Source organism: Algibacter lectus (genome assembly GCF_004368925.1).
Taxonomy (GTDB): domain Bacteria; phylum Bacteroidota; class Bacteroidia; order Flavobacteriales; family Flavobacteriaceae; genus Algibacter; species Algibacter lectus.
In genome coordinates this window covers 1752282-1775834 of the sequence record NZ_SORL01000007.1, presented here as the reverse complement: position 1 = coordinate 1775834, position 23553 = coordinate 1752282, and the positions used below count along the sequence as shown (strand labels likewise).

At 32.1% G+C, this 23553-nt stretch carries 22 protein-coding genes; 15 read left to right on the top strand and 7 right to left on the bottom strand.

Annotation, left to right across the window (positions count from 1 at the left end; genetic code table 11):
* Nucleotide 1 precedes the first annotated feature (1 nt).
* Genes DFQ06_RS08050 through DFQ06_RS08000 form a run of 11 tightly spaced genes read left to right on the top strand, consistent with a single transcriptional unit; the run spans nucleotide 2 to nucleotide 12634 of the window.
* Nucleotides 2-1399 (top strand): UDP-glycosyltransferase, encoded by a 1398-nt coding sequence (locus tag DFQ06_RS08050; RefSeq protein ID WP_133967042.1) that lies wholly within the window; start codon nucleotides 2-4, stop codon nucleotides 1397-1399.
* A gap of 11 nt (nucleotides 1400-1410) precedes the next feature.
* A complete protein-coding gene (locus DFQ06_RS08045) occupies nucleotides 1411-1977 on the top strand; it encodes a serine O-acetyltransferase (RefSeq protein ID WP_133967040.1) in 567 nt (188 codons plus the stop codon).
* A gap of 45 nt (nucleotides 1978-2022) precedes the next feature.
* Nucleotides 2023-3183, top strand: a complete 1161-nt coding sequence (locus DFQ06_RS08040; protein ID WP_133967038.1) for a glycosyltransferase family 4 protein — start codon at nucleotides 2023-2025, stop codon at nucleotides 3181-3183.
* Nucleotides 3164-4696, top strand: coding sequence for a glycosyltransferase family 2 protein (locus DFQ06_RS08035; RefSeq protein ID WP_133967036.1), 1533 nt, complete (start codon nucleotides 3164-3166; stop codon nucleotides 4694-4696). Before DFQ06_RS08040 ends, DFQ06_RS08035 begins: the two co-directional genes overlap by 20 nt.
* 1 nt (nucleotide 4697) lies before the next feature.
* A complete protein-coding gene (locus DFQ06_RS08030) occupies nucleotides 4698-5693 on the top strand; it encodes a glycosyltransferase family 2 protein (RefSeq protein WP_133967034.1) in 996 nt (331 codons plus the stop codon).
* Between the two features lie 3 nt (nucleotides 5694-5696).
* Complete coding sequence (locus tag DFQ06_RS08025; protein WP_133967032.1) at nucleotides 5697-6647, top strand: hypothetical protein; 951 nt, start codon at nucleotides 5697-5699, stop codon at nucleotides 6645-6647.
* Nucleotides 6648-6672: 25 nt separating this feature from the next.
* Entirely contained in the window at nucleotides 6673-7791 is a 1119-nt protein-coding gene (locus DFQ06_RS08020) for a glycosyltransferase family 4 protein (RefSeq protein ID WP_133967030.1), read from the top strand.
* A 1-nt stretch (nucleotide 7792) separates the two neighbouring features.
* The gene (locus DFQ06_RS08015; RefSeq protein ID WP_133967028.1) at nucleotides 7793-8863 is read left to right on the top strand and encodes a glycosyltransferase; all 1071 of its coding nucleotides are present in this window, start codon (nucleotides 7793-7795) and stop codon (nucleotides 8861-8863) included.
* Between the two features lie 5 nt (nucleotides 8864-8868).
* Nucleotides 8869-10224 carry an O-antigen ligase family protein gene (locus DFQ06_RS08010; RefSeq protein ID WP_133967026.1) on the top strand — a complete coding sequence of 452 codons (1356 nt, stop codon included), beginning with the start codon at nucleotides 8869-8871 and terminating at the stop codon, nucleotides 10222-10224.
* The gene (locus tag DFQ06_RS08005) at nucleotides 10178-11188 is read left to right on the top strand and encodes a glycosyltransferase family 4 protein (protein WP_133967024.1); all 1011 of its coding nucleotides are present in this window, start codon (nucleotides 10178-10180) and stop codon (nucleotides 11186-11188) included. The genes DFQ06_RS08010 and DFQ06_RS08005 overlap by 47 nt, the downstream gene beginning before the upstream one ends.
* A gap of 54 nt (nucleotides 11189-11242) precedes the next feature.
* A complete protein-coding gene (locus tag DFQ06_RS08000) occupies nucleotides 11243-12634 on the top strand; it encodes a sugar transferase (RefSeq protein ID WP_133967022.1) in 1392 nt (463 codons plus the stop codon).
* Nucleotides 12635-12722: 88 nt separating this feature from the next.
* On the opposite strand, the gene DFQ06_RS07995 is transcribed toward DFQ06_RS08000, so the two are convergent.
* Together DFQ06_RS07995 and DFQ06_RS07990 are read right to left on the bottom strand one after the other, a co-directional pair.
* Nucleotides 12723-13895: a lipoprotein N-acyltransferase Lnb domain-containing protein gene (locus tag DFQ06_RS07995; RefSeq protein ID WP_133967020.1), complete on the bottom strand. Its 1173-nt coding sequence runs from the start codon at nucleotides 13893-13895 to the stop codon at nucleotides 12723-12725.
* Between the two features lie 12 nt (nucleotides 13896-13907).
* Entirely contained in the window at nucleotides 13908-14978 is a 1071-nt protein-coding gene (locus tag DFQ06_RS07990; RefSeq protein ID WP_042497165.1) for a putative type IX sorting system protein PorV2, read from the bottom strand.
* A gap of 177 nt (nucleotides 14979-15155) precedes the next feature.
* Between DFQ06_RS07990 and DFQ06_RS07985 the strand changes: the two genes are divergently transcribed.
* Genes DFQ06_RS07985 through DFQ06_RS07975 form a run of 3 tightly spaced genes read left to right on the top strand, consistent with a single transcriptional unit; the run spans nucleotide 15156 to nucleotide 17331 of the window.
* The gene (locus tag DFQ06_RS07985) at nucleotides 15156-15908 is read left to right on the top strand and encodes a CDP-alcohol phosphatidyltransferase family protein (protein WP_133967016.1); all 753 of its coding nucleotides are present in this window, start codon (nucleotides 15156-15158) and stop codon (nucleotides 15906-15908) included.
* 7 nt (nucleotides 15909-15915) lie between these two features.
* Nucleotides 15916-16725, top strand: coding sequence for a TerC family protein (locus DFQ06_RS07980; protein WP_074938237.1), 810 nt, complete (start codon nucleotides 15916-15918; stop codon nucleotides 16723-16725).
* 9 nt (nucleotides 16726-16734) lie between these two features.
* The gene (locus DFQ06_RS07975; RefSeq protein WP_162857662.1) at nucleotides 16735-17331 is read left to right on the top strand and encodes an LURP-one-related family protein; all 597 of its coding nucleotides are present in this window, start codon (nucleotides 16735-16737) and stop codon (nucleotides 17329-17331) included.
* A gap of 138 nt (nucleotides 17332-17469) precedes the next feature.
* Here DFQ06_RS07975 and lptB read toward each other — a convergent pair whose 3' ends face one another.
* The 4 genes from lptB to DFQ06_RS07955 form a co-directional block, all read right to left on the bottom strand.
* Complete coding sequence (lptB, locus tag DFQ06_RS07970; RefSeq protein WP_042503199.1) at nucleotides 17470-18210, bottom strand: LPS export ABC transporter ATP-binding protein; 741 nt, start codon at nucleotides 18208-18210, stop codon at nucleotides 17470-17472.
* 71 nt (nucleotides 18211-18281) lie between these two features.
* The gene (locus tag DFQ06_RS07965; RefSeq protein WP_074938235.1) at nucleotides 18282-18638 is read right to left on the bottom strand and encodes a carboxymuconolactone decarboxylase family protein; all 357 of its coding nucleotides are present in this window, start codon (nucleotides 18636-18638) and stop codon (nucleotides 18282-18284) included.
* Nucleotides 18622-19455, bottom strand: a complete 834-nt coding sequence (gene tatC, locus DFQ06_RS07960) for a twin-arginine translocase subunit TatC (RefSeq protein WP_042503198.1) — start codon at nucleotides 19453-19455, stop codon at nucleotides 18622-18624. The genes DFQ06_RS07965 and tatC overlap by 17 nt, the downstream gene beginning before the upstream one ends.
* Entirely contained in the window at nucleotides 19455-20420 is a 966-nt protein-coding gene (locus DFQ06_RS07955) for a KpsF/GutQ family sugar-phosphate isomerase (protein WP_174564433.1), read from the bottom strand. Before DFQ06_RS07955 ends, tatC begins: the two co-directional genes overlap by 1 nt.
* 206 nt (nucleotides 20421-20626) lie before the next feature.
* Here DFQ06_RS07955 and DFQ06_RS07950 point away from each other — a divergent pair, with 206 nt between their 5' ends.
* The gene (locus DFQ06_RS07950; protein WP_133967014.1) at nucleotides 20627-22831 is read left to right on the top strand and encodes an ATP-dependent DNA helicase RecQ; all 2205 of its coding nucleotides are present in this window, start codon (nucleotides 20627-20629) and stop codon (nucleotides 22829-22831) included.
* Between the two features lie 174 nt (nucleotides 22832-23005).
* Here the strand turns inward: DFQ06_RS07950 and DFQ06_RS07945 are convergent, their stop codons facing one another.
* The gene (locus DFQ06_RS07945) at nucleotides 23006-23542 is read right to left on the bottom strand and encodes a hypothetical protein (RefSeq protein WP_042503192.1); all 537 of its coding nucleotides are present in this window, start codon (nucleotides 23540-23542) and stop codon (nucleotides 23006-23008) included.
* Between the last annotated feature and the right edge of the window lie 11 nt (nucleotides 23543-23553).

The following is a 23553-nucleotide window of genomic DNA, read 5'->3' as shown; positions in this document are numbered from 1 at the left end:
AATGATAAAAAAGAAAGTTTTTTTGTTGATACCTTCAGGTGTTGCATTACGTAATTTTGCTTTTACTGATTTTTATGCTTTAGCTAAGTCTAGAAATTTAAATATAGTCTTTTGGAATGGAACACCTTTTGAATTATCAAATTTAGGATATGAAGAGGTAAAGCTTAAAAATATTAAGATTCATTGGTTTACAGATATTCTTAAAAATGTTAGGAAAGAAGTGGAACTTAATCTTAATATCGAAAATAATAAAGATTATGTTTATAATGCGTACAAATTTAAAAGAAAAAACAATTCATTTAAAGCATTTTTAAAAAACAGTATAATAGGTGTTTTAGCATACTTTTTAAAATCAAATAGAGGTTTGTCTTACTTGAAAAATAAGATAAATACATTAGAAGTAAGTACTGATTATTACAAACATTGTTTAGAAACATTAGCAAAAGAAAAACCTGATTTTGTATTTTGTGCTAACCAAAGAATTATTAATGCAGTAGCACCACTATTAGCAGCAAAAGAAATGAATATTCCTACAGCTGCCTTTATATTTTCTTGGGATAACTTACCAAAAGCCACTCTTGTTGTTGATTCTGATTATTATTTTGTTTGGAGTTTATTTATGAAGCAGGAGATGGAAAAATATTATCCACTCATAAATCAAAATAATATCATTAGTACTGGAACACCTCAGTTTGAATCTCATTTTAACGAAAATATTTTGGTCTCAAAACAAGAGTTTTATAAAACATATAGGTTGGATTTTTCTAAAGATTACATATGCTTTTCAGGTGATGACATTACAACATCTCCGGATGACCCAAAGTATTTGAGAGACTTAGCAAATGCTATAACAACTTTAAATAATAAAGGTTTTTCATTAGGAATAATACTAAGAAAATGTCCTGTTGATTTTTCTAATCGTTTTGATGGAGTTATATCTGAGTTTGATGATCTAATTATCGAAATAGCTCCAAAATGGAGTAATGTGAATAATTCATGGAATACAATACTACCTACTAAAGCGGATACAATATTGTTGAGTAATACAATAAAACATTCTTTATTTGTTGTAAATATAGGCTCTTCAATGGTTTTTGATTATGCAGCATTAAATAAACCTTGCTGTTATTTTAGATATAATCAGAAAACTCAAGAAAACCCTTCATGGGATATAAATAAAATTTATAATTACGTTCACTTTCGATCAATGCCAGATAAAGCAGTCGTCTATTTTAATAGTTCATCGGATATTGAGGCAAAAATTAAAGGGGTTTTAGATGATAATTCTCAGACAGTTGAGAAAGCAAATCTTTGGTTTGATGTAATTTGTCAATCACCTCAAAACCAATCCTCGAATAGGATAATTGAAGCTATTGAGACTATTATTTCTGAGCGTTAATTATGAACAATATGGATAATAATAATAATCTAACACATACTTTAGGAGAAGATTTAAAGCGCTATGGTATTAATACTAAGCCTTCTTTTGCAAGAAAGTTAAAATTACTTCTTTTTAATAGTGCTCCAGGCGTTAAATTTTCTGTTGTTTTTAGAAGTTGCCAATATTATAGAGGAAAAAATAAGGTGTTGTTTTATTTCTTCTTTTTGTATTTAAGGCGTATAAAATATAAATATGGTTTTGATATATCGTATCGTACAAATATTGGTAAAGGTTTATATATAGGTCATTTTGGAGGAGTGGTAATACATGGTGATTCTATTATTGGCGAGTATTGTAATATTTCTCAAGGAATAACGATTGGTGTATTAAATCGTGGAAAAAATAAAGGTATTCCGAAAATAGGAAATAGCGTTTTTATTGGTCCAAATGCTGTTATAGTTGGTGGTATTACAATTGAGGACGATGTTTTAATTGGTGCCAATAGTTTGGTTAATTTTAATGTAAAAGCTAACGCTGTGGTTGCTCCACAACCTTCACAAATCATATCTTACAACGGTTCAAAAGATTATGTGTAATACTTTATATTTAATAAATACTCAAGTCTTTAATACAATAAATCTATGAAAATAGCATTCTTAACACCAGAATATCCACATGAGCGTATCGGTCATTCTGGAGGTATTGGTACTAGTATAAAACATCTTGCTGTTGCTTTACAAAAACAAGGACATGAGGTATCTTTACTTATTTATGGTCAGGAAGAAGATGTAACGTTTAGCGATAATGGTATTGCTTTTTATAAAATTAAAAACCCCAAGCTAAAAGGTTTGTCGTGGTTTTTAACACGTAAAAAAATTCAAAAGCTAATAAATAGATTACATAAAGCGCAAAAAATAGACATAGTAGAAGCTCCAGATTGGACTGGTATAGCATCGTTTATTAATATTAATTGCCCATTGATAATTAGGGAAAATGGGTCCGATACTTATTTCTGTCATTTAGATCACAGACCAGTTAAAGCCATTAATCGCTTTCATGAAAAGCAGGCTTTAAAATCTGTTGATGGTATTATTTCGGTAAGTCAATTTACAGGAGAGTTAACTAATAAGCTTTTCAATCTAAACAAACCATTTACCGTAATTCCAAATGCTGTTAATATTGAAGATTTTGAGCCTACAGAGAGTCTTTTAGAAGAAAAAAATCAGACCATATTGTACTTTGGTACATTAATTAGAAAAAAAGGGCTGCTAGAATTACCCTATATTTTTAATAAAGTTAATGAGCACTATCCAGAAGCAACATTAATATTAGTTGGTAAAGATAGTCCAGATATTAAAACGCAAACGCAATCTACTTGGCAATTAATGCAACCGTTATTTACAGAAGCAGCGCTTAAAAGAGTAAATTACGTGGGCGTAGTGCCCTATTCTAAAATGAGATTGCATATAGAAAAAGCAACACTCTGTGTGTTTCCTACTTTTGCGGAAGCATTACCAGTCTCTTGGTTAGAAGCGATGGCCTTAAAAAAACCAATAGTCGCCTCAAATGTGGGTTGGGCAAAAGAAATTGTAGATGATGGAGAAGATGGCTTTTTAGTGCATCCAGAAGCACACGATAGATATGCAAATAAAATTAACGCGCTTTTAGAGAATGCAACTTTAAGAGACGCGTTTTCTATTGCAGCAAGAAAGAAGATTATATCAAAATTTAGTTCAGAAATTGTTGCAAAGCAGTCTGTCGAATTTTATAAAAAAACTATAGATGCTAATTCTTTTTCATAAAAACAATATAGTTGTTGAGGTTCTCGACACTATAACTAATAAGGTTATAGTAATTGAAGAAAAAGAACCGACAAAGGCATTGTTTGTTTTAGCGTCAAAGTATAGTAATTCTATTATTGCTTGGTGTCATATTTTAAATAAGAAAAACATAAATATAGAAGTATTACAATCTTGTTTTACGTCAAATAATATAATGGTTTCTAATGGTCACACTAACTATTTAACCGATGCCATTGGTTATGTTGAAGATTCACTTTTTATTAATGTAAATAGAAAAACAAAGTTTCCTACTTGGCTAATGTCTAGTAATTGTGGCGCAATTTATGGCGAAAATCTTTTAATGTTTAAAGACTCCATAAGTCACAAGGATAGTTTAGATTATAACCTGAATAGTATTGCAAAACTAGGAATGGAACATGGTTTACTTTGCTATTTTTATTCAGAAATCATAGAAGAAAATAATGAAGTCTACACAGATGAAAATGCAAGTGCAACTGAATTATTTCAGTTTGTAAAAGAACATTTTAGAGCACGATGGATCTTGTTATTATTTTTGAATTTATTAATTTTTGAAAAGAAAATTTTAGTGCTTCCTTTAATAAAAAGTCTGTTATATAAGCAGAAGACTTTTAATAACGAAATAACTTCAGAAGCCAATAGTAAAGCGTTAAAGGTAAACACATCAGTTTCGGTATTAATACCAACATTAGGAAGAGCAAAATATTTACACGATGTTTTAAAAGATTTAGCAAAGCAAACATTAATGCCTAATGAGGTTGTAATTATTGAGCAAGATGATAATGAAATTATAAAATCTGAATTAAACTATATTAAAACCGAGGAGTGGCCATTTAAAATAGTTCATAAACTCATATCCCAAACAGGAGCGTGTAATGCCAGAAATATTGGTTTGGAATTAGTGACATCAGATTATGTTTTTCTGGCAGACGATGATATCCGATTTAAGGAAAACACATTAAATGAAGCTTTAAGATTCATGCAAGCATACGATTTTAAAGCAGTAACCCTAAGTTGTCTAAGGGAAAATGAAACAGAAAAACGTAAAACACCGGTACAATGGGCTGCTTTTGGTTCAGGTTGCAGTATAGTCAAAACGGATGTAATACAGGCTATTAGTTTTGATATGGCTTTTGAGCACGGATTTGGCGAGGATTCAGATTTTGGAATGCAGCTTAGAAATAAAGGTGTTGATGTGATCTACTTACCTTATGTACAATTAAAACATCTAAAAGCACCCATTGGTGGTTTTAGAACAAAATATATCCATGCTTGGGAGAATCAAGTTGTACCTCCTAAACCATCTCCGACAGTCATGCTGTATAATTTAAAATATAAAACAAGACAACAAGTAAATAGTTATAAATTGACATTGTTTTTTAAATTTTATAAAAGACAATCTGTAAAACAACCTTTTAAGTATTATTGGATGTTTAAAGAACGCTGGGCAATGAGTCAGGCTTGGGCTAATAAATTGCAAAACAAGACCATTTAACATGAAGTTTTCTCTAATAATTTGCACGTATATGCGCCCAAAAGCGATAATTAAGCTTTTGGAATCGGTTAATAATCAAACATTGTATCCAAATGAGATTATTGTAATTGATGGTTCTACTGATACCTTGACTCAAGCAGTTTTAAAAATAAATACATTTAATAATTTAAAATATTATAATGTTGATGCTATTGATAGAGGATTAACTAAACAACGGAATATAGGTCTTTCAAAAGTCTCAAATACCTCAAATATTGTTTGTTTTTTGGATGATGATGTTATTTTAGAGCCCAGTTATTTTGAGCAAATAGTAAACACTTATAGTATTTATCCTAAAGCGTTAGCTGTGGGGGGTTATATTACTAATGAAGTAGATTGGAAGCTTTCCGATAATACGAACAGTAAAAATAATTTTTATTACGATGGTTGGATGCGTAATGAGTCTTCTAGATTTAAAATGAGAGCAGTCTTTGGTTTAGAACCAGATGCTAAACCAGGCTATTTACCCACGTTTGCACATGGACGTTCTATAGGGTTTTTACCACCATCAGGAAAAACGTATAACGTTGAACAAATTATGGGTGGTGTTGCTAGTTATAAAAAAGAGGTGTTTGATTCCTTAAGTTTTTCGACGTATTTTGAAGGGTATGGTCTTTATGAAGATGCGGATTTTTCAATTAGATTAGCTAAGTTAGGACCAATATATATAAATACTAGAGCGCGGTTAGCACATTATCATGATGGTTCTGGGCGCCCAAATCAATACAATTATGGTAAAATGGTAGTAAGAAACAGTTGGTATGTTTGGCGTGTAAAATATGCTAAACCTAGTTTTAAAGCACGTTTTAAGTTTTATGCTACGACTATATTGTTAATGACTATTCGCGGGACTAATTCTATTACTTCTCAAGAAAAACACAAAGCTTTAACTGAAACCTTAGGTCGATTTGTGGGTTTAATTTCGTTAATTTTTAATAAACCTAGAATTCAACTCTAATTTATGGAAACAGTATATATCTTAAATATTCCTAATTTTTATTCCTCTTATTATTTATCTGGTTTAAATAGTGTATTCAATATTAAGTTTGAAATGGATCCACGATTTTTAAAATATAATAATAGATCTGTACTTATTTTTAAAATTAATAACGAAATTGGTGTAATAGATAATGATGATCCCGCCAAAGTAATTACAGAATTATATGAACTGTCTACTCGTTATTTTGCAACTAATAAACTAATAGGAAGTGCTTCGTATAATCAAGAAAAAGTTGAGCCATTATTTCCGCATTACCCAATAAATAATATAAAATTATATTTAGGTTTATATAATTTCAAATTATTAAAATATTTACCTTGGAAGCCTTTATTAAAACAGATTTACACTTTATTAAGAAGGCCTGTTTATAAGGAGTATAAGTATAAAGTTAATTTGAGTAATTTTATGTTTTTCTCATCAAATATTTGGAAAAAAGAATCAGAAGCTAATCTAATACGTGCGGATTTTATTCGGTTTTGTAAATCAGATAAAAGGGTTGTCTTTGAAGGAGGTTTTGTACCTAGGTCAGATAATGATAATCAGGGGTTTGATCAAGAGCTTAATAGTAAAAAGTATACACCAAAACTGTTTTCTAAATTAAGTGCTAAGTCAAAAATGGTATTAAATAATCCCGCTGTTGGTGGAGCGGTTAGTTGGAGATTAGCAGAGTATTTAAATCAAGGTGTTTTTATTTTGTCTTTTCCTTTTAAAATTGAATTGCCAATTGCCCTAATACATTCGAAAGATTTGTATTATGTTAATGATTCATCAGACTATTCTACTGTTTTCGATAAAGTATTAACAGATAATAAATATCACGAAAAGATATCAAGAGCAGGGAAAGCATATTTTGATCAGTATTGCTCACCAAGTAGTCAAGCTAAATATATTGTGGAAACCCTTTTAAACTAATGTTTCGTAAATTAAAATTTTAATAATGCGTTTTTTAATAATAACTCATGTCTTGCATAAATCAAATGGCCTCAAATGGTATGCTTATGCACCCTATGTGCGCGAGATGAATTTGTGGTTGAAACATGTAGATGAGGTTGAGATTGTTGCTCCGGTAACTAGTATGCCTCTTTCCGAGATAGACATAGCTTATAGTCATGATCATATTACATTAACTCAGATACCAGCAATAGCCTTTATTAATATTAGTCTTGGAATAAAGTCATTATTGGCGTTGCCATATATTTTTTTAAAACTTTGGAAAGCTTGTAAGCGTGCAGATCATATTCATTTAAGATGTCCTGGTAATATTGGGTTATTAGGGAGTTTAATACAGGTTTTTTTTCCAAATAAGGTGAAAACTGCAAAATATGCAGGTAATTGGGATCCAAATGCAAAACAGCCTTTAAGTTATCGTTTTCAAAAAACAATTTTGAGTAATACAAAATACACAAAAAAGATGACTGCTCTAGTATATGGAGAGTGGCCCAATCAAACTAAAAACATTAAATCATTTTTTACAGCAACTTATAGAAATCAAGATCGGGTTGTACCTGTTATTCGTGATTATACAAAAGCATTAGAGTTTGTATTTATAGGGAGTCTGGTAACTGGTAAGCGTCCGTTATTAGCTATCCAAATAGTGGAACAATTACTAAGTCTGGGTGTTACATGTAAATTACAAGTGTTTGGAGATGGTGTTTTAAAACCGAAACTGCAACAGTACATAGATGATAAACAGTTAGGGGATTCTATTGTTCTGCATGGTAATAAAACTAGTGAAACAGTAAAAACAGCGTTACAATCTGCTCATTTTACAATATTAGCTTCTAAGTCCGAAGGTTGGCCTAAAGCCTTGGCAGAAGCTATGTTTTTTGGAGTCATACCCATTGCAACGTCTATATCTTGTGTGCCAAATATGTTAGACTATGGTAAACGAGGTATACTTATAGCGCCTAATTTAGAAGAGGCAGTATCCAAAATAGTACTAGCTTTAGAATCTAAACAAGCATTAGTGTCGGTGTCTAGATTGGCGTCGGATTGGTCACAACATTATACTTTAGATGTATTTGAAAGTGAAATTAAAAAACTATTAAAGTCTTAAGATGAGAGTATTGCAACTTATAGATAGTCTAGAAGCAGGAGGTGCAGAGCGGGTGGCTGTTAATTATGCAAATGGTATGATTAGTCAAGTAGACGGTAGTTATTTGTGTGTGACTAGAGCAGGAGGTCTTTTAAAAGCTAGTGTAAACAAGGCGGTTGGTTATTTGTTTTTAAATAAAAAAGCAACAATAGATGTTTCGGCGATTTGGCGATTGTATCGTTTTATAAAAAAAGAAAACATAACAGTAATACACGCACATTCGTCGTCTTATTTTTTAGCTACGCTGATCACTATTTTAAATCCTAAATTAAAATTGGTGTGGCATGATCACTATGGTAAAAGTGAATTTTTAGAGCAACGTCCTAAACGTATTCTGCAATACTGCTCTAAATATTTTGATCACATATTTAGTGTCAATTCCAAATTAAAAGATTGGGCATCATCACAATTAAAAGCAAAAACAGTTAGTTATTTACCTAATTATGCTGTGGTTGGAGATACAGTATTGTCTACACGATTAAAAGGTACAGAAGGTAAGCGTATTGTTTGTTTGGCAAATTTAAGACCGCAAAAGGATCATTTAAATTTACTTAAAGCATTTAAATTAGTAGCTAAAAAAAATCCAGAATGGACCTTGCATTTGATAGGTAAAGATTTTGAGGATGATTATTCTAAGCAAGTGTTTGAATATATTAAAAGCGAAACATTGGAGGATCATGTCTTTTTTTATGGGAGTTGTGAAGATGTTTCTGCAATACTTTTAGCTTGCGATATAGGTGTTTTATCGTCTCAGTCAGAAGGCTTACCTTTGGCTTTATTAGAATATGGTTTGGCTAATTTGGCAGTTGTAGCTACTAATGTAGGCGAGTGTAACCAAATTATAAAAAATAAAAATACGGGTCTGTTAGTTAGTGCTGAAGATAGTAATGCTTTAGGTAGCGCTATTATGTCTAGTATAGAGGATCTTAATTTAAGACGCGCACACGCTAAACAGTTAACCCAGTTAATTAATACAGATTTTTCTGAAACGAGAGCGTTACAAACTATTGTAAATACTTACACGCTATTTTAAAATAAATGCAAAATAATTATTTAAAACTTTTAGGGATACATATTTTAATAGGTGCTTTGATTTACCTCTTAAGACCTTTGGGTAATTTTTATTTTTATGGAATTTTTATTTATTTTTTAATTAGAATTATTAGTGCCAAAAGGCAATTAAAAACATTTGAGATTGTTAGAGCTTGTGCTTATGTTTTAGGGGCAGAGGTTATTTTGCGAATGACTAACAGTGGACCTTTTTATGAGGCTAGCAAATATATGGTTATAGTTTTTTCTGTTTTTGGTTTGTTTTATAATGGATTTAATAAAAAAGCGACACCTTATTTATTGTATATATGCCTTATGATTCCGAGTATTTATGTCTCTTTGTATCTCTTGGAAGTTGATCAGAACATTAGAAAGGCAATTGCTTTTAACTTAAGTGGTCCAGTTACTTTAGGTGTTTCTGCCTTATTTTGTTTTGGATTAAAAGTTTCAAGAAAACAACTGGAGTCCATAGTTAATTTTATCTTATTTCCTTTAGTAAGTACACTTGTTTATGTTTTTATGTATAATCCAGATGTATCTGCAGTATCAACGGGTACGGGGTCAAACTTTGCGGCTTCTGGAGGATTTGGACCTAATCAAATGGCGACCGTTTTAGGTTTAGGTTTTTTCTTAATGACGGTTCGTTTTTTTTATTTTAGTAAAAGTAAAATTTTTCGATATTTAGATTTGATATTTGTATTGTTATTTGCTTTTAGGGCTATTGTTACGTTTAGTCGAGGAGGTGTATTTACTGCGATTTTTATGATTGTTGCGTTTATATTCATTCTATACAAAGTGATGGATAAAAGAAATAAAAGTAAAATGCGTCTATCTATAATATTGTTTTTAATAATAGGCATTGTTACATGGGGTATTTCGGCTAGTCAAACAAATGGTATGATCGAAAAACGCTATGCTAATGAAAATGCAGCAGGACAAGAAAAAAATGATGTTACTACGGGTAGGGGGAGTTTGTTTTTATTAGAATTTGAAGAGTTTAGAAATAATCCGTTTTTTGGTATTGGAGTTGGTAGGGCCAAAGAAATTAGATTTCAAAAAACCGGAATTCATGCGGCATCACACAACGAAGTTAGTCGTATTATTGCAGAACATGGTATGTTTGGAGTTTTTGCATTCTTAATATTGTTATTGGCCCCATTATTTTTTAGAATAGGTAACCGAAGTAACGTGCTATTTTATTCTTTTTATCTATTTTGGCTACTTACTATAAATCACTCAGCCATGCGTATTGCGGCGCCTGCGTTTATTTATGCTTTAAGTTTATTACACATAGTTGATGAAAAAAATCCTCTACATAGGAAACAAGTTATCGAAAAAAGGTAAAACAGAATCTACAATTGATACCTTAGAGACTGGTCTAAAAAGTTTGGGATTTCAGGTTAATTCTGTTTCAAGCTATAAGTCAATAATATTTCGTTTTCTAGATATGCTTTGGACTGTTTTTAAACATAGGAAAACAGTCGATTATGTATTAATCGATACTTATAGTACCTTAAATTTTTACTATGCCTACTTTGTTAGTCAGCTTTGCAGATTTTTTAAAATAAATTACATTCCCATATTGCACGGAGGCGAATTGCCTAAACGATTATTGAAATCACCTAAATTATCGAAAGCAGTATTTAAACATGCATTTAAAAATGTGGCGCCATCATTATACTTAAAATCTCATTTTGAGGCCAATAATTTCAATAATATAGTTTACATCCCGAACTCAATAAAAATAGAAGATTATAAATTTCAAAAGAAAACCTATAAATCAATAAAATTATTGTGGGTACGTTCTTTTTCAGAAATATATAATCCGTGGTTAGCAATTCATATTTTAAAAGCTCTAAAAAATGAAAATATAGACGCTGAGTTGTGCATGATTGGTCCTGAGAAAGATGGAAGTTTAGAATCGACTAAATCATTAGCGAAAAGTTTGAATGTAGAAGTTGAGTTTACAGGCTTATTGTCTAAAAATGATTGGCATAAAAAAGCTGATGGTTTTAATGTTTTTATAAACACAACCACCATTGATAATACACCGGTAAGTGTTATCGAAGCTATGGCTTTGGGCTTGCCTGTAGTTTCTACAAACGTAGGAGGAATGCCATTTTTAATAGAGAATAATAAAGACGGGGTGCTTGTGGCATCTAATAATATTGAGGCTTTTGTATCTGCTATAAAAGTATTAATTTCCGACGTTAACAAAACCCAAGAAATGGTAAACCGAGCAAGACAAAAAGTAGAAGGTTATGCTTGGAATAAAGTTAAACAGCAATGGTATAATCTCTTAAGTTAAATAAGGGCAGTCTAGTTAACTTTTATATCTTTACAACTCTCTAACTAGTGCAAAATGTTTAAAAGTAGCATTCATTTTAATATTTCAGAACGTAAAGTTTTATTACGGATTATAGACGTTTTTGCGGTGCTTACCATTTTATACGCGGTTAGTAATTTTTTCGATTTTAATTATTTTATCATCAATAAAGAAAATTGGAAATGGGTATTTGTGCTTGTGTTATACATGTCTATATTCGGAACAATTTTCGAACTCTACGATTTACAAAAGTCTAGCAAGCTAGATAAAACATTCGCTAATATTGTTTTTACGGCATCGACCACCGTGTTATTTTATTTTCTAACACCACTTTTTACACCCGTTTTACCAGATAATAGGTTACAGATTTTATATTTTTATTTTTCTATTGTGTCGGCCTTGTTTGTTTGGAGGTGGTTTTATGTTACTTTTATAACATCGCCTAGGTTTCATAAAAAAGCTTTAATTGTTGGCGAAATCTCAAGTATTCAATCTATAGTTGAAGCTTTTAAAAATTCCGATCCTAATTACAAAATCGTTGGTTTTATTAATTGTGAAACAAAACAAGTTGATAATATAAAATTTACAGGAGCAAAGGAATTTAGTCCAACTGAAATTCATCAGGTTATTAAGGATGAAAATATATCGGAAATTGTAATTGCAAGTTATGATTCAGATTCTATAACCCCTGAGATCTATCGTGATTTAATTACCTTGTTAGAAAGTGGTTTTCCTATAAAGGAATATACACAAGCTTACGAGGAAATGACTCAGCGTGTTCCAGTTCAATTTGTAGGTAAGGATTTTTATAAGTATTTCCCTTTTAGTCGAAGCAATCATAACAAGTTGTATTTGTTTTTTAGAAGAATTTTTGATGTTTCAATTTCAGTAATTGGTTTGGTGGTTAGTTTGGTTTTTCTGCCTTTAATTTTTATTGGGAATTTAATAGGAAACAGAGGTTCACTTTTTTACACACAAGAACGTATTGGGAAAAATGGAGTACCTTTTCAGATTATAAAATACAGAAGTATGGTAGAAGATGCTGAAAAGAATGGTGCAGTTTGGGCTCAAAAAAACGACACCAGAATAACACCGTTTGGTAAATTTCTAAGGCATTCTAGATTAGACGAAATCCCTCAGTTTATCAATATTTTAAAAGGAGACATGAGTTTAATTGGGCCTAGGCCCGAACGACCACGTTTTGTGTCTGAGCTGTCTAGCGTATTGCCGTTTTATGAAACTCGACATATTGTTAAACCCGGACTTACAGGTTGGGCACAAGTGAAAACGAGATATGGGAGTTCGGTAGACGATAGTTTGCTTAAACTTCAATACGATCTTTATTATATCAAGCACCGTAGTTTTTTCTTAGATATAAATATACTAGTAAAAACAATAAGCACTATGATATTCTTTAGAGGGCAATAAGCTGATTTTAACTCGATATTCTGAACAACCTAACATTCCTTAATCAATCTTAGAACGAAGCTTTTAATTCAGCTCAAAACACCGGTCTTTACTTTCTGTTAAAGTGTTGTATTAGGTATAGGTAGCGAATAAATAAGGCTACTAATAGCGGGATTAATCCAATAGCAAATACTTGCACGCCAATACACCAATGTAAAGTGAGTAGGCATAGCATAATCATTAAGAATTTTATATATTTTGAAAACCAAGCGCTTGGTGTTTTTCTAAAAAGTTGTCCGATTACAAAAATGTTTAAAACAAATGCCCAAAGTAGGTTGTAGTTTTGATGTGTTCCTGTGTGGTCGGTCGCAAACCAAAGTAGTAAAATAACGATACCAATAATACCTGTGATAGAAAATAAACTAACATCTAACCAATTACTTCGTTTTCCTTTTTTATAATCTTTATAAGTGATAAAAATTATAAAACATCCAATAAGGCCAATTATAAATAACGGACTCGTTAAAAATGAAGTCGATACATATTTTTCCTTCTTATTAAATAGAATATGGTTTTGAGATACTAAAGGTTTGTTTCCATCTCCAATAGTTGCAACTTCAAAAAAGCGATAGATGTTTTCTGGTAAAAACATGTGTTCTTCAGGAGTGGCTTGTCTATCAATTACAGAACCTAAGGCTAAATCTATACCAAAACTTCCCCATGAATTTTTCTTGACATTTTGGTAAATTAATGTTCTAAAAGTAGCATTTTCAAAATCTTTTGGCTTATTAAAAATTATGCTATTGTTTACTGAGGTATTAGTGACTTCTTTTATTTTGGTAGCACAATTATCAAAGAAGAACTCATAGAGATATCTACGGTTTTCTGGTTTGTAGTTATTAATTAGAAAATCGTAAAGTTTTTGCTTTTCAACTTGAGATAAATTTAAAATCTGTGCTTTTATACTTCTGTTAAAATAAATATAGTATTGATAAAATTTATTGAATTCCGATTTGTTTATCAGGTAATCCAATTTTCCCTGAGCAAATTTTAAATAAAAATTAGGTGAGTCAAAATCGTATTGACCATAACCATAAACCACATCTAAGCCGCGAGAAGTATCTTTTATTCTAAAAGCACTATGTCCAAAAGCATCATTTAATTCGTTTCCTGGGCCAACGGTAAGTACGCTTATTTCTGCGTTTTCAGATAGTAAATGGTCTTGTGCTTGTATAGCTTCAAACGAAAATAAAAGTATAAGTAGAAAATATATTTTTTTCATAAATAGTAGAAATTATCTAAAAACGCTTAAGTCAATTTTTAACGAAAACACATTAGAGTAGAGCGCAACACTTTGGTCGCCAATATCGGTAAAAGCATAATCTACCTGAATGCCGTTGTATTTAAAACCAACACCAAAACTTGGTTGAAAACTAAGTTGCTCTGTATTATCGAGCTGTAATTCATTCTGAAAATTCCCCATTCCGGCACGTAAATAAACCATATCGATATAGCCAAATTCAAAACCTAAGGCAGGATTGATACTGGCTACGGAAGACGAAATAATATCATTATTTTCTTCAAATCTCACATTCAGGTTTACAGCCGTTAATAAGGTGTAATCGTAATTAAAATCTACAAGTTTAGAAATTCCTATTTGTAATTTAGGAATAGTAATTTCGGTAGTTTCAGGTAACTCTTGGTTTTGTCCTTCAACAGCATCTTGCACGGTTGCAAATTCTTCTTCATCAATGGCCCAAGCATTAAAAGTTGTGGTAATATCTCGAGCCATAACACCAAATTTCCAATCGTTTTCGGTTTCAAACTGAACACCTAAATCGAAACCAAACCCCCATGAAGATGCAAAATCACCAATAACACGGCGGATCACTTTAGCATTTATACCATAATTTAAGCCTTGTACAGGCAATGCTCTTGCATAAGAAAAGGTTAATCCATAATCTGCTGTAGAAAATAGGCTAATTCTGTCGTAGTTAATATTGCCTTGATCGTCAATTAATTGTGTGGTGTTCAAAATATCGTCAACAGCAAATCGTATTAACGAGATTCCAATGGCACTTCTATCGTCTAAAGGCATGGCATAAGCCGCATAATCATAATTCGCAATATTTGCAAAGTAGCTCGAGTGCATCAATGAAAGCTGATTGTCTTCTAATTTTAAAAGCCCTGCCGGATTCCAATAACCAGAATTAACATCGGCAGAATGCGAAGTTACGGCGTTACTCATACCTAATGCCGCCGCATCTACACCAATATTCATAAATTCGTTCGAGTATTTTCTAACCGTTTGGCTAAATACCGAAATAGATAATATAAAGAATAAGGTGGTCAGGTTAAGTTTCAATCGTAAATTTTTTACAAAGATGCACATAATACCTATTTAATCATAAAATTTCAAATTGAAACTTCAACTTATTTGCTGTCTAATGGCGTAATATTTAAGTCTATAAACTTGAATTTACGATAGATATTGTTTTAGACGAAATTTGTTTGCTATTTTTACAAACTTAAAAGACTAAATATGAAGAAACACATACCTAATGCCATTACGCTTTTAAATTTGTTAAGCGGATGTATTGCTGTTATTTTAGCGGTAAATGATGATTTTGTTGCAGCAGCATTATTTGTGTTTTTAGGCATATTTTTCGATTTCTTTGATGGTCTTGCAGCAAGAAAACTAAATGTATCTAGCCCATTGGGATTACAGTTAGATTCTCTGGCAGATATGGTAACCAGTGGTTTGGTTCCTGGAATTATAATGTATAAACTATTAATGTTAGCTACGGGTGGTTTTGTAGATTATTCTGAAGCTTCGCATTGGCAAGAGCATTCTAGTTGGATTGGTACTGAATTGCAAATTTTGCCATTAATGGGATTGTTGGTCACTTTAGGATCGGCATATCGATTAGCAAAATTTAATATTGATGAAGATCAACAAACCTACTTTAAAGGCTTGCCAACACCTGCAAATGCACTTTTAATACTATCGTTACCTCTTATTCTAGAATTTCAAAATAGTGACCTTATAAATTCTATTATTTTGAATAAGTGGTTTTTAATAGGCCTTACGCTACTTAGTTGCTACATATTAAATGCCAATATAAAATTATTCGCCTTAAAATTTAAAAATTATGGTTTTAAGGATAATGTAATGCGCTATATTTTTCTAATTTTGTGCGTTGTACTTTTAATTGTTTTACAGTTTGCAGCCATACCTTTAATAATAATTCTTTATATATTTTTATCTGTTATAGATAATCTAAACTCCAAATAATTTACCAATGTTAGAAAACATTTTCACGCTATTAATGCTAGTTCTTTTACAAGCTGTTTTAGGATTCGATAACTTATTATACATTTCATTAGAAAGTAAAAAAGCTCCGGAAAGCGAGCAAAAACGCGTACGTAAGGTTGGTATTTTAATCGCCATTGTTTTAAGAATAGTACTTCTATTTGTTTTAGTTTCCATTATTGGGTTTTTTAAAGAACCGTTTTCATTCTTAACAGGTGGTATTGGTGATATTCTTCATTTTGCCTTCAATGGGCATAGTATTATTGTGTTAGTTGGTGGCGGATTTATAATTTACACAGCTATTAAGGAAATTTGGCACATGATTTCTAATCATGATTTAGAGCATAATGTAGAAGGTGGTGATGGCAAGCGTTTAAAGTCTGCTAATGCTGTAATTACGAGTATTGTAATTATGAATTTAGTATTCTCTTTCGATTCTATTCTGGCCGCAATTGGACTTACTAGTCATTTAGAAAATACAACTGCAGCGTTTATAATTATGGCCATTGCTATTGTTGCAAGTGGATTATTAATGTTGGTATTAGCCGATAAAATTTCTTCATTCTTAGCTAAAAATAGAATGTACGAAGTGCTTGGCTTATTCATTCTTTTTATAGTTGGTATTATGTTAGTTACCGAAGGTGGTCACTTAGCGCATATCAATATATTTGGTGAAAATATTGTGCCAATGAGTAAAACAACGTTCTATTTTGTATTAGCGGTTTTAGTTATTGTAGATGTGGTGCAAGGGCGTTACCAAAAGAAATTATTAAAAGAACAAGCTGCTAAAAATAAATAGTTTATCGATATGCAAAATATTTCATTTCCATTAAATTTTAAGTTTAACATTTCGACTTTTGCTAACGATTTTGTTGCAACCGATGCTTCTGGAGCTACCGTTGCATATGTTAGGCAAAAAATGTTTAAGCTTAAAGAAGATATTCTTATCTATAATAATGAAAACAAGACTGAAGTAAATTATAGAATACAAGCAGATAGATGGATCGATTTTTCTGCGGCCTACAGTTTTAAAGATAAAGAAGGTAATGAGCTTGGTAAAATTGCAAGAAAAGGGTGGAGATCCATTTGGAAAGCGCAATATGAACTTATTGATCAAAATCAAAAATTACAATATCATATTCGTGAAGATAATGCTTGGGTAAAAGTATTCGACTCCATGTTTGGTGAAATACCAATTTTAGGGATGTTTACAGGATATTTTTTCAATCCGAGTTATAGTGTAATCGATTTGAATAATAAAGCTGTAGTTAAGCTTAAAAAAGAGGGATCGTTTTTTGGAAGAAAGTTTAGTGTTTCTAAATTACAAGAAATTGATAATGACGATGAATACCGTATTCTTTTGGGTTTAATGATGATGGTATTGTTAGAAAGAAGAAAAGGATAATTAATTTACTATGTTGTTTTTAATTTTGGAGAGGTGTTTGGCTTTTCGATTCCTTTAAGAATAACTAGAAATAATAAAAGCCGTTAGTAATAAGTTTATTACTAACGGCTTTTTTATAGTATTGTGTGAGGTAATGTTTTACTCTCTAATCTTTTTTCTACGCAACTCAAAGTTCTGACCTAAATATACTTTACGTACCATTTCATCACTAGCAAGTTCTTCTGGTTCACCAGCTTTTAAAATACTACCTTCAAACATTAAGTACGTTCTATCGGTAATGGCTAGTGTTTCTTGCACGTTATGATCGGTAATTAAGATACCAATATTCTTTTTAGTAAGTTGTGCCACAATACGCTGAATATCTTCTACAGCTACAGGATCTACACCTGCAAAAGGTTCGTCGAGTAGAATAAAACTAGGGTCGGTTGCAAGGGCGCGAGCAATTTCTGTTCTACGACGCTCACCACCAGACAATAAATCACCACGAGATTTTCTAATATGTCCTAAACCAAACTCATCAATAAGAGATTCCATTTTATGGACTTGTTCTTTCTTGCTTAATTTGGTAAGTTGTAATACACTTAAAATATTATCTTCAATACTTAGTTTTCTAAATACCGAAGCTTCTTGAGCTAAGTAACCAATACCGTTTTGTGCACGCTTGTACATTGGGTAATTGGTAATCTCTTTATTATCAAGAAAGATATGTCCACCGTTAGGTTTTACTAAACCAACAATCATGTAAAAAGATGTTGTTTTTCCGGCACCATTAGGGCCTAAAAGTCCAACAATTTCGCCTTGGTTAACTTCAAGAGAAATATCTTTTACAACTTTTCGTCCGCTATAGGACTTCATTAAATTTTCGGCTTTTAAAATCATATCTTTATTATGAACGTTAAAAATAGTGAAATCATATACACTTCTTTAACAGTTGTTGGTTTTTTATGTTTTTATTGGGTTTTGCTATCTTCTTCCAAGGCATCCCAAAACTCATAAGCACGACGTAAATGTGGAATTACAATAGTTCCGCCTACTAGGGTTGCAATACCTAAAGCTTCTACAACTTCTTCTTTTTTTAGTCCAATTTTATAACTGGTTTCTAAGTGGTATTTTACACAATCGTCGCAGCGTAAAACAGTAGAAGCTACCAAACCAAGTAACTCTTTAGTTTTTACATCTAGAGCGCCTTCCGCGAAAGCGTTAGTATCTAAATTAAAAATACGTTTTATAATTTTATTGTTATCACCTAAAATTTTATCGTTCATTTTAGAACGGTAATCGTTGAATTCTTTAACTGACTCTGACATTTTTTTTCTCTTTTCGTTTTTGATTTCTAATCACTATTTTAGAAATAGTGATACTTACTTGGTACAAAATTATAATAGGAATTGCCACAATAACCTGACTGGCAATATCTGGAGGCGTAATAATTGCAGATAAAATTAATACAATTACCATAGCGTATTTTCGATAAGTTTTTAAGAACTCTGGCGTAACCAAACCTATTTTTGTTAGAAAATAAATAATGATTGGTAACTCGAAAATTAATCCCGAAGCTAATGCTGAAGCACGAACTAAGGCAATATAAGAGCTAATATCTATTTGGTTATCTACCATAGACGATATGCTATAGTTTGCCAAGAAATTAATAGATAGCGGTGTGATGATATAGTAACCAAAAAGGACACCTATAAAGAATAGGAGTGAGCAAATAATAATAAAACCACGCGAATGCTTACGTTCTTCTTTATGCAAACCCGGACTAATAAAACTCCATAATTGGTAAATTACGTAAGGAAATGAGATAATGAAACCGCCCAAAATAGCTGTCCAAATATCGGCAGAAAATTGCCCTGCCATGGTTCGGTTTTGTAAAATTAACGGAATTTTGTCGGCACAAAACGTGGTGGTAACATCAAGAAATTGAGCCGCTTTACACAAGAAATCGTACGTTGGGAAATCCATATGTAGTGGCGCAAAAATAATTTCGTCGAAAATAAAACGACTAAAAATATATGCTAACGTGGCCACAATCATTACGGCCGAGCAAATTCTAATTAGGTGCCAGCGTAAATCTTCGAGATGGTCTAAAAAAGACATCTCATTAATATCCTTTTTTGCCATTATATAATACCTTCTTTTATTAAATCGTGTAAGTGCACAACACCTGCATATTTGCCTTCGTGCTCAACTAAAAGTTGCGAAATATCGTTGGCTTCCATAATTTCTAAAGCCTCAATAGCCATGGCGTTTGCCTGAATACGTTTAGGGTTGGCACCCATAATATCTTTAGCGGTAAGGTTAGAAAAATCGTCTACTTTGGTAAGCATTCTACGTAAATCACCATCGGTAATTATGCCTATAATTTCGTTGTTATCTACAACAGCAGTAACACCTAGCATTTTAGCCGTAATTTCAACAATAACTTCTTTAATACTCGCGTCACCATTAACTGCAGGTTTTTCGTTGGTAGAAGAGATATCTTCAACCCTTAAATATAGTTTTTTACCTAATGCGCCACCAGGATGGTATTTAGCAAAATCTGTACTCGAAAAACCACGTAAATTTAACAAACAAACGGCAAGAGCATCACCAATTACTAGTTGTGCCGTTGTGCTTGTTGTTGGTGCTAAATTGTTTGGGCAAGCCTCTTTTTCTACGTAAGCATTTAAAACATAATCAGCATGTTGCGCTAAAAATGAATTTGTATTTCCGGTAATAGCAATCATTTTATTGTTTGCGCGTTTTATCAACGGAATTATAACTTTTATTTCTGGCGTGTTACCACTTTTCGATAAACAGATTACCACATCATCGTTTAAAATTAAACCCAAATCACCATGTATGGCATCGGCTGCATGCATAAAAATGGCAGGCGTTCCGGTAGAGTTTAAAGTGGCTACTATTTTATTACCAATAATGGCGCTTTTGCCAATACCTGTAATAATAACGCGACCTTTGGAGTTATATATAAGATTTACAGCAGCTGCAAAATCTTCTGTTACTAAGCTAGATAAGTTTAAAATGGCTTTACTTTCCATTTCAATTGTTTGCTTAGCAGTTTCAATAATAGAATTTTCTGTACTCAAAATTTATTATTTTTTATAGTTGAAGCATTAAAGATTTTATTATCTTTAAACTTGATAACCAAATTAATTTTATTTTAACTTGTTTTTTTCGTTGCAAAACTAACGAAAAAAAGATTGAGACTCTCTAAATACGCAATGAAATTGAAAGCAATTAATAGGCTTTTGTGTGTTTACAATTTGCAAGTAAGAAATAATTTATACAATTCATGTTGACAGTTAAAAAAGAAATACACAGTGCCTTAAAAAAATATTTTGGATTCAATCAATTCAAAGGACTGCAAGAAGATGTAGTAACAAGTATTATTTCGGGCAATCACACATTCGTGATCATGCCTACAGGTGGTGGTAAATCGCTATGTTACCAACTACCTGCGTTAATGCAAGAAGGTACAGCAATTGTGGTATCGCCACTAATTGCTTTAATGAAAAATCAAGTTGATGCTATTCGAGGGATTTCGAATGAAGAAGGCGTTGCGCATGTATTAAATTCATCTCTAAACAAAACCGAAGTTAAGCGGGTAAAGGAAGATATTGTAAATGGGGTAACCAAATTACTTTATGTGGCTCCGGAGTCGTTAACAAAAGAGGAAAATGTTGAGTTTTTACGTACTGTAAAAATATCATTCATGGCCGTCGATGAGGCGCACTGTATTAGTGAATGGGGACACGATTTTAGACCAGAATATAGAAATTTAAGACATATTATCGGACGTATAGGCGATAATATTCCAATTATTGGTTTAACCGCAACGGCAACACCTAAAGTACAAGAAGATATTATTAAAAACTTAGGTATTTCGGGAGCTACAACTTTTAAGGCTTCTTTTAATAGACCCAATTTATATTACGAAGTACGCTCAAAAACTAAAAATGTAGATGCCGATATTATTCGCTTTGTAAAGCAAAACGATGGTAAATCGGGTATTATCTATTGTTTAAGTCGTAAGCGGGTAGAAGAGTTGGCGCAAGTTTTACAAGTAAACGGTATAAACGCACTACCTTACCATGCCGGTTTAGATGCAAAAACAAGATCGAGCCACCAAGATAAATTCTTAATGGAAGATTGCGATGTTATTGTAGCAACCATAGCCTTTGGTATGGGAATCGATAAACCCGATGTACGCTTTGTAATCCATCACGATATTCCAAAAAGTATAGAAAGTTATTACCAAGAAACCGGTCGTGCAGGTCGCGATGGCGGTGAGGGGCATTGCTTAGCTTATTATGCGTATAAAGACATAGAGAAATTAGAAAAATTCATGTCTGGTAAGCCTGTGGCCGAGCAAGAAATTGGGCACGCCTTACTACAAGAAGTTGTTGCTTTCGCAGAAACTTCTATTTCGCGACGTAAATTTATTCTTCATTATTTTGGTGAGGAATTTGATACCGAAACTGGAGAAGGTGGCGATATGGACGACAACGTTAGGCACCCTAAAAAGAAAGTGGAAGCCAAAGACGAAGTTAAAATTCTACTGGAAACCATTTCTAAAACAAATGAAAAGTACAAATCTAAAGATTTGGTAAACGTTATTATAGGTAAAGAAAACGCACTCATAAATTCTCATAAAACCAACGAACAAGACTTTTTTGGAAAAGGAAAAGCTAGAGATAATAAATACTGGATGGCACTTTTGCGCCAAGTATTAGTATCCGGGTTTCTTAAAAAAGATATTGAAACCTATGGTGTTATAAAATTAAAAGACGCCGGTCGTGATTTTATAGCAAATCCAGAATCTTTCATGATGACGGAAGATCATATTTTTGATGGAGCACAAGAAGATGGCTCTGTAGTTACAGCAGCAAAAGGAGCAAATGCCGTTGCCGATGCTACTTTAATGCGTATGCTAAAAGATTTACGTAAAAAGAATGCTAAAAAATTAGGCGTACCACCATTTGTGGTTTTTCAAGATCCATCTTTAGAAGATATGGCGCTTAAATACCCTGTAACCATTGTTGAACTTGGTAATGTACACGGTGTAGGAGACGGAAAAGCTAAGAAGTACGGTAAAGATTTCGTGGCACTTATAGCGCAATATGTAGAAGATAATGATATTACGCGTCCTGACGATTTAGTTGTAAAATCTACCGGAAGCAACTCCGCAAACAAGCTATACATTATTCAAAACGTAGACCGTAAACTTCCTCTAGACGATATTGCATCGTCGAAAGGAATGTCTATGAGCGATTTTATAAAAGAAATGGAAGCCATTGTGTATTCTGGTACTAAATTAAATATTACGTACTGGGTAGACGATATTCTCGATGAAGATCAACAAGAAGAAATTCACGATTATTTCATGGAGTCTAACACTGATAGTATCTCTGATGCTATTGAAGAATTTGATGGTGATTACGACGATGAAGAACTTCGATTATATCGTATAAAATTTATTAGCGAAGTAGCCAACTAAAATATGGGCGTTACCCGAAAAGGGTCGGGCTTTCACTACTCAATCTGTTTGTTTTTTTTAAGGAAAAACAAACAGGATTTCAAACATGCCGTTCAATCCCTAACGCGAGCTATTGCTTGGTTTAAGGGGGTTCGTTTATGGTTATTTTTTTAAGTAGGGTAGTAATCGCGTTTTTTAGATTTGAAATTTTTTATTATACCACTTTTTATATTTTCTATTCTTTATCTGTTTTGGATTAGGGAAGCTTGTAAACGCTTTGCAAGAACCCGAATTTTGGTTAGTTTCTCCATAGATATTGTAAGGAATAATTGTGTATATAGGTGTAGCCTTTTTCTTTTGTTCGTTATATGCCCATGTATAATTCATAGTTATTACTAGCGCTTCTTTCGATTTGTATCGGTGAGCATAATTAATGTCGGGTCCTTCTTTTATATATGGAATTTCAGCTAAAACATCAACATCTGCTCTTACGCTATAGTATTCCGAATTCCAGTCGCAACTAATAATTTCTGTAGATTTTACTTTCATTAAGTAGATTTTTGTAGCGTATTCACCTTCATAGTCACAACAATCGCAATAATCCAAAATATATGGATCTGTATTTAAAAATTCACAGACTTGTTCAGCTTGTTGCAAGGTTAAATTATCCCATGCATCAGCCCATGAAAATATTGGAAATAAAAGTAAAAGTGTAATTATAGTGTTTTTCATTTTATGCTATT